The sequence below is a fragment of the Phytohabitans sp. LJ34 genome, from assembly GCF_052068095.1.
Taxonomy (GTDB): Bacteria; Actinomycetota; Actinomycetes; order Mycobacteriales; family Micromonosporaceae; genus Phytohabitans.
Map to the genome: position 1 here is coordinate 157,049 of NZ_JBQHDG010000012.1, position 15,031 is coordinate 172,079.

At 72.8% G+C, this 15,031-nt stretch carries 11 protein-coding genes; 5 read left to right on the forward strand and 6 right to left on the reverse strand.

From position 1 onward, the window contains the following. Positions 1–28: 28 nt before the first annotated feature. The 4 genes from ACTMTJ_RS22220 to ACTMTJ_RS22235 are packed head-to-tail and all read left to right on the forward strand — an operon-like array spanning position 29 to position 6,727. Positions 29–1,324, forward strand: a complete 1,296-nt coding sequence (locus tag ACTMTJ_RS22220; RefSeq protein WP_441219526.1) for an ABC transporter substrate-binding protein — start codon at positions 29–31, stop codon at positions 1,322–1,324. Then, entirely contained in the window at positions 1,321–2,283 is a 963-nt protein-coding gene (locus ACTMTJ_RS22225; protein ID WP_441219528.1) for a carbohydrate ABC transporter permease, read from the forward strand. Before ACTMTJ_RS22220 ends, ACTMTJ_RS22225 begins: the two co-directional genes overlap by 4 nt. Next, complete coding sequence (locus tag ACTMTJ_RS22230) at positions 2,280–3,104, forward strand: carbohydrate ABC transporter permease (RefSeq protein ID WP_441219530.1); 825 nt, start codon at positions 2,280–2,282, stop codon at positions 3,102–3,104. Before ACTMTJ_RS22225 ends, ACTMTJ_RS22230 begins: the two co-directional genes overlap by 4 nt. Next, on the forward strand, positions 3,101–6,727 hold the full coding sequence (locus ACTMTJ_RS22235) for a glycosyl hydrolase (RefSeq protein ID WP_441219532.1): 3,627 nt from the start codon (positions 3,101–3,103) through the stop codon (positions 6,725–6,727). Before ACTMTJ_RS22230 ends, ACTMTJ_RS22235 begins: the two co-directional genes overlap by 4 nt. 376 nt (positions 6,728–7,103) lie before the next feature. Here the strand turns inward: ACTMTJ_RS22235 and ACTMTJ_RS22240 are convergent, their stop codons facing one another. The 5 genes from ACTMTJ_RS22240 to ACTMTJ_RS22260 are packed head-to-tail and all read right to left on the reverse strand — an operon-like array spanning position 7,104 to position 12,412. Further along, positions 7,104–8,096 carry a 2-hydroxyacid dehydrogenase gene (locus ACTMTJ_RS22240; RefSeq protein WP_441219534.1) on the reverse strand — a complete coding sequence of 331 codons (993 nt, stop codon included), beginning with the start codon at positions 8,094–8,096 and terminating at the stop codon, positions 7,104–7,106. Next, on the reverse strand, positions 8,093–9,508 hold the full coding sequence (locus ACTMTJ_RS22245) for an FGGY family carbohydrate kinase (RefSeq protein ID WP_441219536.1): 1,416 nt from the start codon (positions 9,506–9,508) through the stop codon (positions 8,093–8,095). Before ACTMTJ_RS22245 ends, ACTMTJ_RS22240 begins: the two co-directional genes overlap by 4 nt. After that, positions 9,505–10,293, reverse strand: a complete 789-nt coding sequence (locus tag ACTMTJ_RS22250) for a DeoR/GlpR family DNA-binding transcription regulator (RefSeq protein ID WP_441219538.1) — start codon at positions 10,291–10,293, stop codon at positions 9,505–9,507. Before ACTMTJ_RS22250 ends, ACTMTJ_RS22245 begins: the two co-directional genes overlap by 4 nt. Then, on the reverse strand, positions 10,290–10,910 hold the full coding sequence (locus tag ACTMTJ_RS22255; RefSeq protein ID WP_441219540.1) for a histidine phosphatase family protein: 621 nt from the start codon (positions 10,908–10,910) through the stop codon (positions 10,290–10,292). Before ACTMTJ_RS22255 ends, ACTMTJ_RS22250 begins: the two co-directional genes overlap by 4 nt. Further along, positions 10,907–12,412 carry an FGGY-family carbohydrate kinase gene (locus ACTMTJ_RS22260; protein ID WP_441219542.1) on the reverse strand — a complete coding sequence of 502 codons (1,506 nt, stop codon included), beginning with the start codon at positions 12,410–12,412 and terminating at the stop codon, positions 10,907–10,909. The genes ACTMTJ_RS22255 and ACTMTJ_RS22260 overlap by 4 nt, the downstream gene beginning before the upstream one ends. 347 nt (positions 12,413–12,759) lie before the next feature. Between ACTMTJ_RS22260 and ACTMTJ_RS22265 the strand changes: the two genes are divergently transcribed. Further along, entirely contained in the window at positions 12,760–13,677 is a 918-nt protein-coding gene (locus ACTMTJ_RS22265) for a serine protein kinase RIO (protein ID WP_441219544.1), read from the forward strand. A gap of 22 nt (positions 13,678–13,699) precedes the next feature. Here the strand turns inward: ACTMTJ_RS22265 and ACTMTJ_RS22270 are convergent, their stop codons facing one another. After that, on the reverse strand, positions 13,700–14,929 hold the full coding sequence (locus tag ACTMTJ_RS22270) for a putative acyl-CoA thioester hydrolase (RefSeq protein WP_441219546.1): 1,230 nt from the start codon (positions 14,927–14,929) through the stop codon (positions 13,700–13,702). Positions 14,930–15,031 lie beyond the last annotated feature (102 nt).

Sequence of the window (15,031 nt, forward strand, 5' to 3'; positions counted from 1 at the left end):
CGCTCTCACAGTCATGGGAGAGGAACGCATGACAGCGACAGATAACCGTCTCAACCGGGCTCAGTTTCTGCGGATGATCGGCGGGCTGGCGGCCGGCGTGGGTGCCTCCGGCCTGCTCGCCGCGTGCGGCGACGACTCGTCGGGCGGCGGCGGGTCCAAGACGCTCAGCCTGGTCGGCGTCGCCGACGAGAAGGGCCCGCTCGACGTGCTGACCAAGCAGTACACGGACAGCGGCGCCGGCGTGACGTTCAAGACCTCGTACGCGCCGACCGACCAGGTGACCACCTCGGTGCGCACCCAGCTCGGCGGCGGCAACGCGCCCGACCTGCACGTGCTCTACCCCGGCGCGGGCAACTCGATGTCCACCACCGAGCTGGGCAAGGCGGGCCTGCTCGCCGACCTGAGCGGCCAGTCGTGGGTCTCGATGATCCCGGAAAACCTCAAGTCGTCCTTCACCTACGACGGCAAGACCTACCTCTTCTCCTCCGGACTCACCGTCATCGGCGCCATCTACAACAAGAGCGTCTTCTCCGGTGCCGGGGTCGAGATCCCCAAGACCTGGCCGGAGCTGATCAGCGCCTGCCAGAAGCTCAAGGCGGCCGGCAAGGTGCCGATCGCGCTCGGCGCGCAGACCCAGTGGGTCACCCAGCTCATCACGTACGCGCTGGTGGCCGGCTACGTCTACCGCGACACCCCGGACTTCGACGACCAGATGCTGGCCGGTAAGGCGACGTTCCTCGACTCCGGGTGGAAGAAGTCGATGGAGCTCTACATGAGCCTGCGCGACCAGGGCTTCTTCAACGACAACCCCAACGGCACCACGCTGGAGCAGCAGACCGCGATGGTCGGCACCGGCCAGGCCGCGATGGCCGTGCAGGTGGCGCCGCTGCTGCCGGCGTTCCGCGACGCGGCCACCAACAAGGACGACATCGACATGTTCCCGTTCCCGAACGCGGACACGGCCGACCAGGTCTACACCTGGGGCGCCGCGAACGTCGGCCTGGGCGTGCACGCCAAGAGCAAGAACAAGGACGCCGCGCTCGCGTTCGTGGAGTACCTCGGCAAGCAGGAGAACATCAACAAGTGGTGCGAGGTCGTCGCCGCCATCCCGATCAAGCGGGACGCGACGTCCAAGGTGGACCCGGCGCTCCAGTCGTTCCTGCCGTTGCTCGACGGCGGGCGCGTCGCGGCGGTCGGTTCGCGCTGGCCCAACGCCGAGGTGCAGCCGACGCACTTCTCGGTGATCCAGGACCTGCTGGCCAAGAAGATCACCGTCGACGACGCGCTGAAGAAGATGGACGAGGCCTACAAGAAGGCTCAGTGACCGTGACGAGAGCGAGCAGCGTGGCCACCGCAGCACCGGAGTCGAGCCCAGCAGCACCCCCGACGCGACCGGCGCGGCGGCGGCCGCGCAACAAGCTGGGCCCGCCCTGGCTCTTCGTGGTGCCCGCGCTGCTGTGCTACGCCGCGATCGTGCTCTACCCGAGCATCGCCGGCGTCGTCTACGCGTTCACCGACTGGACCGGGCTGGGCGACTGGTCGTTCGTGGGGTTCCGCAACTTCGACACCCTGCTGCACGACGACCAGACGCTCGGCGCACTGAAGAACACGCTGCTGCTGACCGTCGCGATCGTGGTCGTCCAAAATGGAGTCGGCCTGCTGCTGGCGCTCGGCGTGCACGCCCGCATCAAGAGCCGGATGCTGCTGCGGGCCATCTTCTTCGCGCCGGTCGTGGTGAGCCCGGTGATGGTCGCGTTCCTGTGGAAGTACGTGTACAACCCCGCGCCCGACGAAGGCCTCAACGGGCTGCTGGGCGCGGTCGGCCTGGGTTCGCTGCGGCAGGACTGGCTCGGCGACCCGTCGCTGGCGCTTTGGTCGGTGGCCGCGATGGTCGTGTGGCAGAACGCCGGCTACTCGATGGTGATCTTCCTGGCCGGGCTGGAGGGCATCGGCAAGGACGTGCGGGAGGCGGCCACCATCGACGGCGCCGGCCCGGTCGCCCGCTTCCGGTACGTCACCTGGCCGCTGCTCGCGCCCTCCACCACCATCAACGTGATGCTCTCCACCATCGGCGGGCTCAAGCTCTTCGACCAGGTGTTCGCGGCGACCGGCGGCGGACCGGGATACGCGACCGAGACACTGTCCACTGTGCTCTACAAGCAGGCGTTCGTCTTCGGCCGGTACGGCTACAGCACCGCGGTGGCGCTCGTGCTGGCCCTCTTCGTCGCCGCCGTTTCGCTGGTGCAGATCCGCTACCTGCGTGCCCGGGAGGATTCCGCGTGAACCGGTACCGCCCTCGTACGTTCCTGCTCGAGCTGGTCATGGTCGTGGCGGCCGTCGTGTTCGTCTTTCCGGTATATGCGTTGATCACGCTATCTCTAAAGGACCCGGGGCAGATCGCCGCTCACCCACTGTCGCTGCCCACTCCACCCACATTGGACAACTACTCGTCGGCGTGGTCGTCGGCCTCGCTGGGTGGCGCGCTGCTGAGCAGCACGTTGATTACCGTGGTGAGTCTGGTGTTGTTGATCGTGGTCGGCTCGTGTGCTGCCTATTGGATCGCCCGCACCGGCACCCGGCTCGGGTACGGGCTCTACATCCTCTTCCTGCTCGGCATCGTGCTGCCCTTCCAGCTCGGGATGATCCCGCTCTACAACCTCTTCTCCCGGCTCGACCTCATCGGCAGCTACCAGGCGATCATCCTGTTCTACACGGGGATCCAGCTGCCCTTCACGGTCTTCCTCTACACCGGCTTCATCCGCGCGCTGCCGCAGGAGTACGCCGCCGCCGCGCTGGTCGACGGCGCCTCGCACGTGCAGGCGTACACCCGGATCGTCTTCCCGCTCCTGCGACCGATCACCGGCACGGTGCTGATCCTCAACGCGGTCTTCATCTGGAACGACTTCTTCACGCCGCTGCTCTACCTGGCCGGATCGGACAAGGAGACGGTGCCGGTGCGCATCTTCGCGTTCGTCGGGCAGTACGTCTCCGACTACGGCCTCGTCTTCGCCGGCCTGGTGCTCGGCGCGATCCCGATCCTGGTGGTGTTCCTGGTGCTTCAGCGGTACGTCATCAAGGGCTTCGCGAGCGGGCTCAAGGGATGACGCTGCCCCCCTCGCTGGCCGCGGTGCTGGCCGAGCCGCCGCGCGCGTTCTCGCCGACGGCCATCTGGTGGTGGAGCGGCGACCCGCTCGACCGGCGGCGGATGCGCTGGCAGCTGGAGCGGTACGCGGCCGGTGGCATCCACAACCTCGTCATCACCAACCTCGCCGCCACCGGGCCGCTGTTCGGCAGCGACCCGGACCGGCCGGCGTTCTTCTCCGACGAGTGGTGGGCGCTGCTCGACGAGGTCTGCGACGACGCGGCCGAGCTGGGCGTGTCGCTGTGGTTCTACGACCAGATCGGCTTCTCCGGGGCCGACATCCCGGCCCGGCTCGTGGAGGAGCACCCCGGGTACGCGGGGCAGTGGCTGCTGCCGGACGGGAGCGTCGAAACGGGCGGCTTCGACTACCTCTCGCCGGAGGCCTGCGCGGCGCTGCTCGACCGGGTGCACGGCGAGTTCGAGCGGCGGCTCGGCCACCGGCTCGGCACGGTCGTCGTGGGCTCGTTCCAGGACGAGCTGCCGGCGATGCCGACCTGGTCGCCCACGTTCGCCGCGGAGTTCGCGCGGCGGCGCGGATACGAGCTGGCGCCGGTGCTGCCGGCACTGTGGGATGTGGACGATCCCGCCGGTCGCGCGATCCGCCGCGACTACCACCTGACCCGGGCCGAGCTGGCCGAGGAGGCGTTCTTCCGCCCGCACGCCGAGTGGCACGAGCGGCACGGGCTGCTCTCCGCCTGCGACCAGCAGGACCCGGCCCGCGCCGGCCATCCCATCGAGGGCGTGCAGCTGTACGCGGATTACGCCCGCACCCACCGGTGGTTCAGCGCGCCCGGTTCCGACCACCACGGCGACGCCCGGCTGCACTCCTCGCTCGCCCACCTGTACGGGCATCCGCGCGCCTGGCTGGAGGCGTTCCACTCCAGCGGCTGGGGTGGCACGCTGGAGGAGACGTTCGACTGGCTCCTGCCCTGGCTGCGGGCCGGCGCCACGCTCTACGACCCGCACGCCACCTACTACTCGACCCGTGGCGGCTGGTGGGAGTGGGCGCCGCCGTCGACCGACTGGCGGCAGCCGTACTGGCGGCACTATCCCGTCTTCGCCGGCGCGGTGGCCCGCCTGTGCGCGGCGCTCTCGCTCGGCCGGCACGTCTGCGACGTCGCGGTGCTGCTGCCGACCACCACCGTGCAGGCCGGCACCGGCGTACCGGGTGCCGCGACCACCGAGGTGGCGACCGACGCGGCCGCCCGCCTGGCCCACCGCACCTACCTCGACCTGGTCGGCGACATGACCTGGTTCAACACCGTGCCCGGCGTGCTCGACCGGCTGCGCCGCGAGGCGGACGTGATCGACGACGACTCGCTGGCCCGCGCCGACGTCACCGGCGGCCGGGTGCGGGTCGCCGGCGAGGAGTACCGCGTCGTCGTCCTGCCCGCGATGACGTTCGTGGACGATCGGGTGGCGGAGCGCCTCGACGCCTTCGTGGCCGGCGGCGGCCTGTTGGTGGCGGTCGGGGCGCTGCCGTCACACGGCGCGCTGCTCGCCCATTTCGAGGCCGGCAGGGCGCATTTCGTGCGTGACGTCGACGACCTCGGCGCGTTGCTGGCCGCCGTGCCGCCGCCGGTGGACGCGCCGGTGCCGTCGCTGGTCCGCGACGTCGACGGCACCCGGGTGGTCTTTCTGCCCGCCGCGGCCCCACGGGCGAGCGAGGTGGCCGTGGGCAATCCCGAGGCGCGGGGGATCTCGCTGGGCTGGCTGGACGCCGAGTACGACTTCGACCCCGGCCGCTACCACGACAGCATCCCCGTGCGGGTACGCGGCGTCGCGCCCAACGCGCTGCTCATCGACCCGTTCACCGGGCGGGCGCGGCCGCTCGACTGCACACCGTCCGGCGACGCGGTCGACGTACGCGTGCCGTTCGACGGCGGCCCGGCGGCCCTGCTCGTCTTCCCCTCCGCGCCGTCGGCGGCGACCCCTTCGCCGGCGCCCGCCCCGACGCACGCCCTCGACCTCGGCGACGAGTGGACGGCGGAGCTGGTGTCCACCATGGACAACACGTGGGGCGACTTCGCCCGGCCCTCCGGCGGCATGGTCCCGGTGCAGCGCTGGGAGGTGCGGCACTCCCTCGACGGCGAGACCTGGACGCCGGCCTACGCGACGTTCGGCCCGCACGCGGTCGCCGGCGGCCCGCTGGTGTACTCCACCTCGCGGGGCATCCGCAAAGACCCGATCCACCGCGAGACGCTCGGCCCGAAGGCCCACGTGCCGGAAGAGTTCCTCGCCCTCGGGCCGGCCACCGCCGGGGCCCCCGTGCGGGTGTGCACCGAGCTGGTGGTGGCCGCCGACGTCACCGGCTGGCTCGCGGTCGGCGCGCCCGCGGCGAAGGCCGCCACATTGGACGGTACGCCACTGCCTCTCGACGACCGCGGCTACCTGGCGCTCACCGAGGTGCGGCTCGCGCCCGGGCGCCACCCGCTGGAGCTGGCACTGACCCCGGACGAAGACCTCGACCTGCGCGCGTACATCGCGGTCGTCGGCGACCCCGCCCGCTTCGAACGTCCGGAGTGGATGGTCGCCGCCGGCGCTCCGGGCGGCCACGTGGTACTGCGGACGGCGGTCGGCGCGCCGTCCGGTGCCGTGCAAGTGGCCGCACGGGAGCGCTGCGTCCTGCGCGTCAACGGCGTCGAGGTCGGCCGGCAGGGCGGCTTCGAGCCGTACGCCGAACAGGAGACGCCGCGCGTGCGCCGCTACGACCTCACCCCGCACCTGCGGCCAGGTGAAAACGAGCTGTCGGTCGAGCTCACCGAAGGCACGGCCGCGGCCGCCGTCCTCGTCGACGGCGCCGCCCTCTCCGGCCGGCACTGGTCGGCCACCCGCGACGGCGTGCCGGTGGACACGCTGGTACGCCGCCGCCAGTACGGCGACCCGGCGGCCCTGCACCTGCCGCGCCGGCCACACCCGCTGCCGGAGACCGCCTGGCTGGAAGACACACCGGCCGACGGCACGGTACTTCCCGTGGTGCTCGCCGCGCCCGACCAGCCGCCGGTGCAGTGGCTGTCGTTCGTGGTGCCACCCGGTGCCACGGCGCTGCGCCTGTCGGCGTACGGCGAGGTCGCCGTACTCGTAGACGGCGTCACGCTGGCGAAGGGCGCCGGTGACCCGGTGACGCTGACCGTCGACCTGCCCGACTCGCGCGAATGCGTGCTGCGCGTCGTCACCCGACCCGGCTACTCGCACGGCGCGATCCTGGCCGGCCCGATCACCTTCGAGGTCGGGAGCGGGACCATCGCGCTCGGCGACTGGGAAGACGTGGGCCTGCCCGAGTACAGCGGCGGCGTCCGCTACCTCACCCGCTTCACCGCCGCCGGCGCCGGTCCGGCCACTGTGGACCTGGGCCGCGTGCGCGGCACCGCCGAGGTCACCCTCAACGGCCAGCCGCTCGGCGCCCGCGTCTGTTCGCCCTACGTCTTCGACGCCGCCGGCGCACTCCGCGACGGCGACAACGACATCGAGGTGGCGGTCTACGGCACGCTGGCCCCGTACCTTGACGCGGTCAGCCCCACCCACTTCGTCTTCAAAGGCCAACGCACCGCCGGCCTCTTCGGCCCGGTGACCCTCCGCTGGTGATTTGGACCGAGATTTGAGCTACCGCGATGTGCGTCGTGGTCCATACCGTTGCTCCCGCGGCCTCACCCGTCCGCCGCTGGTCGCGCTCACCCTGCGCGCAGCCCGCCCGGGGGAGAAGGGGGCCGGTGGATTGAGCTGGCACCAGGCGATGGTCGACGTTTGTCCACAATGCCCGCTCCCGGATCGCCGATCCGGGAAAGCAACAGGGGTTTCGTCGCCGCGAGTAGCCGCCGCGGCGGTGTGAGCGGCGTCCCGACCCCGGCCTGGTCACGCTGCGTCAGATCGTGGAGGTAGGGCCGCGAAGACCCGTCGGGGCTTGTTCCGCGGAGCCGGCAGTGGACGGCCGGGGAGTGCCTGACCCTGACCCCAAATGTCTCTAGGGGTTTACTTGGCCGGGTAGGGGAGTGCCGGCGGCGTAGGCGGTGACGACCTCGGCGGCGAGGCGGGCGGCGCGTTCGGCGGTCTGGACCGTGGCGCCGGCCAGGTGGGGCGTGAGCACCACGTTGGGCGCGGTGAGGAGCCGCGCGCCGGCGGGGATCGGCTCCGGGTCGTAGACGTCGAAGGCGGCGGCGCCGAGGTGTCCGGACTCCAGCGCGTCCACGACCGCGTCATAGTCGACAAGGCCGCCACGGGCGGTGTTGACGAGCAGGCCACCGCGCGGCATGCGGGACAGGGCGGCCGCGTCCATCATGTGCCGGGTCTCGGCGGTCAGGCGGGCGTGCAGGCTCACGATCGACGAGCGGCCGAGCAGTTCGTCCAGAGTGGATACGAAGCCCTCGCTCGGCTCGGCGTACGGGTCGTAGACGAGCACGGAAGCGTCGAAGGCACGCAGGATGCGGGCCACACGGGCGCCGATCGCGCCGTAGCCGACGAGGCCGGCCGTGGTGCCGGAGAGCTCGCGGCCGGCGGCGTTCAGCGCGTAGAGGTCGCTGCGCCATTCGCCGGCGCGGACGGTGCCGTGTACGTCGGGGATGTGGCGCAGGGCGGCGAGGATGAGCGCGATGGTGTGTTCGGCCGCGGCGGGCGCGTTGCGGCCGGGTGTGGCGCAGACGGCGATGCCGCGTTTGGTGGCGGCCGCGAGGTTGACGTTGACGGGGCCGCCTCTCGTGCAGACGATGAGGCGCAGCGCGTCGGCGGCCTCGATGACGCGTGACGTGAACGGCGCCATTTGCGTGATCGCGACCTCGACGCCGTCCAGCGCCGCGATCAGCTCGGATTCGTCGCCGCTGGCCTCGTCGACGTCGGCGATCGGGCCGAAGGGCTCGTAGGGCCACGGCAGAAGCAGCGAACTGACGTCCACACCGGACGGCAGCGAGGATGCCACGAGCGCCGGCGTCACGAAGTGGTCTCCGGCGACCAGGATCTTCACGGCTGTGCCCTCCACCAGTCTCGTGCGTGGCCGACCGCCCGCAGGTAGCGGGCGTAACCGTCGGCGTAGATCGCCGCGGCCGGGCCCGGCTCGACGAGCGTGCCGGCCGGGGCGGGCCAGCCCGTCGCGCCGGCGGCCAGCGCGGCGCCGCGCGCGCCCACCTCGTCGCCGGCGAGTGCGCGCAGCGGGCGGTCGAGCACGTCGGCGAAGATCCGCAGCCACGGGAGGCTGGCCGCGCCGCCGCCGCAGACGACGAGGTCGCCGGTGAGGCCGGCGGCGGCGAAGCAGTGCCGCGCGGCGTACGCGATGGCCTCGGCGGCGGCCCGCACGATGTCGGCGCGGCCGGTGCCGACGTGCAGGCCGTCGATGCGGGCGCGGGCGCGGGGCTCGACGAACGGCGCCCGTTCGCCGGCCTCGGCGAAGAACGGCAGCACGGTCACGCCGTTGGCGCCGGGCGGACTGGCGGCCAGCAGGTCGGGAAGCTCGGCCACGGTGGCGCCGACGATGTCGAGGACCCAGTCGAGCGCGGCGGCGCCGACCATCGCGGGCATCGCGCGCAGCCAGCGGCCCTCGGCCCAGGTGGCCAGGGTCAAGCCGCACGGCTCGCCGGACGTGTCGACGGTGTCGGTCAGCACCTGGCAGGCGAGCGTGGTGCCGAGGATGAGCAGCCCGTCGCCGACCTCCGTGACCCCGCCGCCCCAGGCGCAGGCGGGCAGGTCGTACGGCGCGGCGACGACCGGGATGCCGGCGGGCAGGCCGGTGCGGGCGGCGGCCGCGGCGGAGAGCGGTGCCCGCGGCCGGCGCAGCACGGGTGCAAGCAGCCGGCGATAGCGGTCGAGGCCGCAGAGCTTGAGCAGGTCGTCGGCGTAGTCGCCGGTGTGCGGGTCGAGAAACGGCACCGAGGCGTCGGACGGGTCGGTGGCGCGCAGGCCGGTCAGCCGCTCCAGCACCAGGTCTTTGCAGTAGCCGGCGGTCGCGGCCGCCTCCAGCGTCGCGGGCTCCTCCGCGGCGAGGGCGGCGAGGATCGGCGCGGCGGCCCCGAGGAAGAGCAGCGACCCGGTGCGCCGGAACAGCGCCTCGAGCGTCCCGTCGGCCTGCCACCGGGACAGGATCTCGCCGGCACGGGCGTCGAGCCAGGAGACGGCCGGGCGGACCGGCTCGCCGTCGGCGCCGGCCAGCCACACCCCGTCGCCCTGCCCGGTGATGCCGATCGCGTCGACTGGGCCGTGGCCGGCCAGCTGGCTGAGCACCGACTCCGCCGCGGCGAAGACCTCGCGCACGTCCTGCTCGTACCGGCCGGGGCCGGGTCGGTCGAGCCGCGTGCGCTCGGCCGCGCGGGCCAGCGGCGTGCCGTCGTCGGCGAACGCGACCGCCTTGATGAGCGTGGTGCCCAGGTCGAGCCCAATGATCATGTAATCACCTCGTACCGCACGCCGTGTTCGCGCATCTCCGCCAGCGACTCGCGGCTGGCTGACCCGTCAGTCAGCACCAGCTCGAAGTCGCGCAGTGGGGCCAGCCGGTGCAGCGCCACCCGGCCGAGCTTGGTGTGGTCGACCATCAGCACCGAGCGCTGGGCGGCCCGCATCATCGCCCGCTTCACCAGCACGATCTCCTGCTCCTGGTGGTAGGCGTAGCCGCCGCCGATCGCGGACGTCGACGCGAAGAGCAGGTCGACGCGCAGCGCCTCGATCGCCTCGATGCAGGGCACGCCGAGGAACGAGTCGTGGGTGCCGTGGTACTCACCGCCGAGCGCCAGCAGCCGCAGGCCCGGCCGGCCGGCGAGCAGCTTGACCGTCTCGAGGAAGTTCGTCACCACGGTCAGCGGGGTGATGCCCTCCAGCAGGCGGGCCAGCTCCAATGTGGACGTGGAGTCGTCGAGCATCACGGCCATGCCGGGCTCGATGAGCGTGCGGGCGTGCCGGGCGAGCGCCTGCTTTTCGGCCAGCGCGGCCTGCATCCGGTAGGACACGTTGCTCTCGAAGACGCTCGACGGCTGGGCACTGACGCCGCCGCGGTACTTGCGCACGACGCCCTGGCGTTCCAGCTCGTCGAGGTCGCGGTGGATCGTCATGAGACTCACGCCGAACGCCTCGGCCAGGTCTGTGGCGGAGACGGAGCCGCGGCTGACGACGTACTCGGCTATCTCGGCCTGGCGCTGCGCGGGCCGGCTGCGCTCGGCGGAGGGGGTGGCGGTCATGCCGCACATCCTGCGTCCAGAGGCACGTTGTAGGCCAGCAACGCGACCGCGCCGCCCCGCACTTCCAGCTCCGTGCGGGAGGCGGGGGCCAGGCGGGGGAGCTTGCGGCGGTACTCCCGGAGCGGCACGCCCAGCGCCGCGCACACCACGAGCCGGATGAGCGTGCTGTGCGCGACCACCAGCAGGGTGCCGTCGGGGTGCGTCGCCGCCAGGTCGGCCAGGGCGGCCGTCGCGCGGGCCACCGCGTCTTTGGGCGCCTCGCCGCCGGGCATGTGGTGCGTGTCCGGGTCGGCGACGAACCGCTCGACCGCGGCCGGGTCCTCGGCCCGCATCTCGGCGAGGGTGCGCCCCTCGGCCCGCCCGAAGTCCAGCTCGCGGAGGCGCTTGTCGACGAGCGGGGTCAGCCCGGTACGCGCCGCCGCCGGCTCCGCGGTGCGGACCGCCCGGCGCAGGTCGGAGCAGGCCAGCGCCGTCAGGCCGGCCCCCTCGGCCCACCGCGCCAGGGCCTCCGCCTGGCCGACGCCGACCTCGTCGAGGTCGATGTCGGAGCTGCCGGTGTACCGGTTGGGCCGGTGCCACGGCGTCTGCCCGTGCCGGGCGAGGTGGATGAGAGTCACGCCAGGCCTCCCCGCGCGTGCTTGGCCAGGGCCGCGTCGATGTATCCGCGCCGGAGCAGCTCGTCGACGAACAGCCCGAACGGCTCGGCGAACCGCTCCGCCGCCCCCGGCCGCGGCTCGACGGCGCCGACCAGGCGGACCATCCGCCGGGCGGTGACCGACAGCGAGCCGTTTCCGGCCGCCGCGAGCACCGCCATGCCGAACGCCGGCTCGGCCTGTGCCGGCAGGTGCAGCGGCCGGCCGAGCACGTCGGCGCGCAGCTGGGTCCAGTAGTCGCTGCGGCTGCCCCCGCCGGTCACCATCGTGCGGCCGTCGACGCGGGCGCCCAGCGTCTCCAGGTACGCGTAGCAGAGCCGCTCGACGTACGCGACGCCTTGGAGGACCGCCGCGTACCGGTCGGTGTCCGAGCGTGGGGTGCCGAGCAGGAACCCCTCGGCGTCCGGCCGTACGAACGGGAACCGCTCGCCCCGCGACGCGAGCGGGTAGGCCACCGCGCCGGCCGGCTCGCGGTCGGCGGCCGCGGCGTCGAAGCCCGCCAGGTCGGCGCGGAACTCCGGCGGTATCGAGCCGGCGCCCACATTGGACGCTCCGCCGGGCAGCCATCCGCCGTCCGGGTGCCGGTGCGAGTAGACGGCACCACCGGGGTCGGCGAGCCGCCCGGCGGTGACGCCCTTGAGGACGAGCGTGGTGCCGAGCACGGAGTTCCACTCGCCGGGGGCGAGGGCGCCGGCCGCGATCTGGGCGGCGCAGCCGTCGGTCATGCCGGCGAGCACCGGTGTGCCGGCCCGCAGCCCGGTGTGCGTCGCGGCCTCCGCGCCGACCGTGCCGAGGCGGGTGCCCGGCCGCACCACGTCGGGCAGCATGGCGAGGGGCATGCCGAGCTCGTCGAGCACCTCGGTCGGCCAGCGGTGCGCGGCCAGGTCGTACCCCGTCTTGAGCGCGTGGCTGAAGTCGGTCGCGACCGGAGCGCCCACGAGCCGGCCGGCGAGGTAGTCCGCGGAGTGGGCGAGTCGCACTCCGCCGCGCTGTGCCGCCCGCCGGGTGTCCGCGTCCGCCCGGCCGAGCAGCCACAGTGCCTTCGGCAGGGCCCAGGAGCGCTGCATCGGGTAGCCGAGCGACACCCACAGCGCGCCACCGGCCTCGGCCGCGCGCTGCTCCTCGGCGGCCGCGCGGGCGTCGTCGTACATGAGCGCGGGGCCGAGCGCGGCACCCTCGCGGTCGGTGAGCAGGACGGTGCCGGAGGTGCTGCACAGCGCGATGCCGCGCACCCGCTCGGGCGCGATGCCGCCGAGGGCGGCGCGGCTGGCCTCGCCGAGCGCCCGCCACCAGGTCGCCGGGTCCTGCTCGTGGATGCGGCCGGGCGCCCGCTGGCTGGCGAGGGCACGCGCCGCCTGCCCGACCACCGAGCCGCCGGCGTCCACGACGGCGACCCGGAGGCTCTGCGTGCCGACGTCGACCCCGGCCCACAGCGGATCGCCATTGGTCGCTGACGAGTGAACCATGGGCGATCGGCGCTCCCTCCTCCGACTTAACGTGGAATATAACAGGCTCGGGTGTTAACTAGACAAGCAGGGCTTTAAAAACGGGCCCCGGATGTGTGGCCGCGGCGTTGCGGGTACCGATGGGCCGATGTCGCGCGATCCCAGCGAGACCGAGGGCTGGAGTAGCCGCGACGAGACCGGCGGCGCGGAAATGGGTTGCGTGGGGCCTGCCTCGGCGGCAGGCTGTGCGGGTCGATCGGGAGCCGGTCTTTGAGCCGGTGAGCGGAGGGAGGCGAGTCCTGTGTTGAAGCCCGTCGCGGGCGCGATGACGCCTGCCTTGACCGCTTTCTTCCCGAGGAGCTCCTCCCTTGCGCGACTTCACTTCGCGACGCCGTGGCAAACGGCGTTTTGACGACGACGAACCAAGCTACGACAAGCGCCACCCCGGCCGCGCCCAGCTGCCCAGCGAAGACGCCCTCGATGCCGTCGACGGGCTGCCGGAGGGTGACCGCTGGTCCACATGGGACCAATCCACGGCCGGGCAGCGCGGGCCGCGACCGCATCCTGACTGGCTCGTCACCGCGCTCGCCGCGGTCGACACCGAGCTGGGTGTGCTGAAGACCGGCAAAGAGGCCGACGTCTTCCTGCTGCGGCGGGGTGTGCCGGACACCGGCGAGTCCTGCCTGCTCGCGGCGAAACGCTACCGCGGCGCCGAGCACCGGCTCTTCCACCGCGACGCCGGATACCTGGAGGGCCGGCGGGTCAAGGAGTCCCGCACCAACCGGGCCATGGCCAACCGCACCGCGTTCGGGCGGCAGATGGTCGCCGGGCAGTGGGCGGACGCCGAGTTCGGCGCGCTGTGCCGGCTCTACGAGGCGGGTGCGCCGGTGCCGTATCCGGTGCAGATCCTCGGCACCGAGGTGCTGCTGGAGTTCATCGGCGACGACGACGGCACGGCGGCGCCGCGGCTCGCCGAGACCCGCACGCGGGGTGCCGAGCTCGTTCCGCTCTGGGACCAGGTCGTGGAGATGCTCGTGACGCTGGCCCGCTTCGGGTTGGCGCACGGCGACCTGTCCGCGTACAACCTGCTGGTCCACCGTGGACGGGTCGTCATGATCGACCTGCCGCAGGTGGTCGACGTGGTGGCCAACCCGCGCGGCGCCCACTTCCTGGAGCGGGACGCGCTCAACGTGGGGAAGTGGTTCACCGGGCACGACCTGACCGGCGGGACAGTCGCACCGGACGAGCTGCCCGCCCTGCTCCGCAAGGAGGCCGGCCTCGACTGACGCCACACCGTACGTCCACGCCTCACCGACCGCCGGTGTTGCGGTACTCGAAGAGCCGGTTGTACGCGGGATCGTCGAGGTCGCGCCCGGCGTCGGTGCGAGCGGCGAAGGGGCGCGCCGTGGTGGCCGCCGGGGCCCACGGTGCCACCGCATCGAAGCCCGCGCCGAGGTAGCTGTCGCGGATGACGAGCTGCCCGTTGGGACTGACGCCGGGCACGTATCCCGTGGCGCCCGCGCCCTGGTCCCACGCCCGCCCCAGGTGCCCGGTGGGTGCGGCCGCGTAGCCCTCGTCGGCGGTGATCAGGCAGTGCCGGACCAGGAAGCCGTACGGATAGGCCGGTGCGGTGCTCGGCGCGAAGATGACGCCGCCGGACGGCTTGCGGGTCGACACGAGGTGAAACCTTGTGCGCTCGAAGAGCGCGCTGGCCCGCCCGAAGACGAAGTCGGTGTCGCCTTCGATGTAGCTGTCGCGGACCAGCACGCGGGCGATGCGGTCCGGGTCGTTCGCGTTCGCGTAGAACGTGTCCTGGCGGCTGACCAGCCGGACCTGCTCGATCTGCGTGCGGTCGGCGTCCGTGCGCAGCGCGAGCGCCTGGTGCGTGCCACTGTCCACGGTGTCCAGCAGGGTGTTGGTGATGGTCAGCCCGCGCAGTCGCAGGTCGGTGCTCTGCGACCAGACCACGGTGGCGCACAGCCCGGCCGTCGCGCTGGTCCTTGTCGCGCACGACTGGTACATGTCCCACGCCGGGTCGCCCTCGCGGTACTGCCCGGACGGGTTCACCCGGGCCGCCCATTGGGCCGGGGTGACCGTCGCGTCCACTGTGAACTCCAACCGCACGTCGTCGGGGCGCCGTCCGGCGCCGTAGAGCGTCAGCGGTGGCGTGCCGGCGGGGATGAAGACCGTCCCGGTGTACGTGCCGGGCAGCACCTTGATGTACCGGCGGCCGGTCCCGCCGGCGGCGAACGCCGCGTTGACCGCCGCCTGCACGGTGGGGTGGCTGCCGGCCGGCGCGCCGACGACGAAGTCCGGACGGCCGGTGGCGAGGATCGGGCCGGGGAGCCAGGGGTCGCGGACCGGCGCCGTGTACGGCCCGGACCAGCCCAGGTAGTTGCCCGGCGTGTAGGGCGCGGCCTCGGCGGGGGAGAGGATCGGCCGCGCGGATGTGCCCGGCGCGATCTGCCCAGGGTGGGCCTGCGCGGGCGCCGCCCACAACAGAGCCGCCGCGGCGACCGCGGCAAAGAGCTTCGTCATCGGACCCCAATCAGCGAGGAAAGCGCTTGCCTCAGCGCGGGCAGGCTGATCATAGACGGGGTTTCGATAGATCGCTATCGTTGGCCTGCCCGGCGGGGTGGA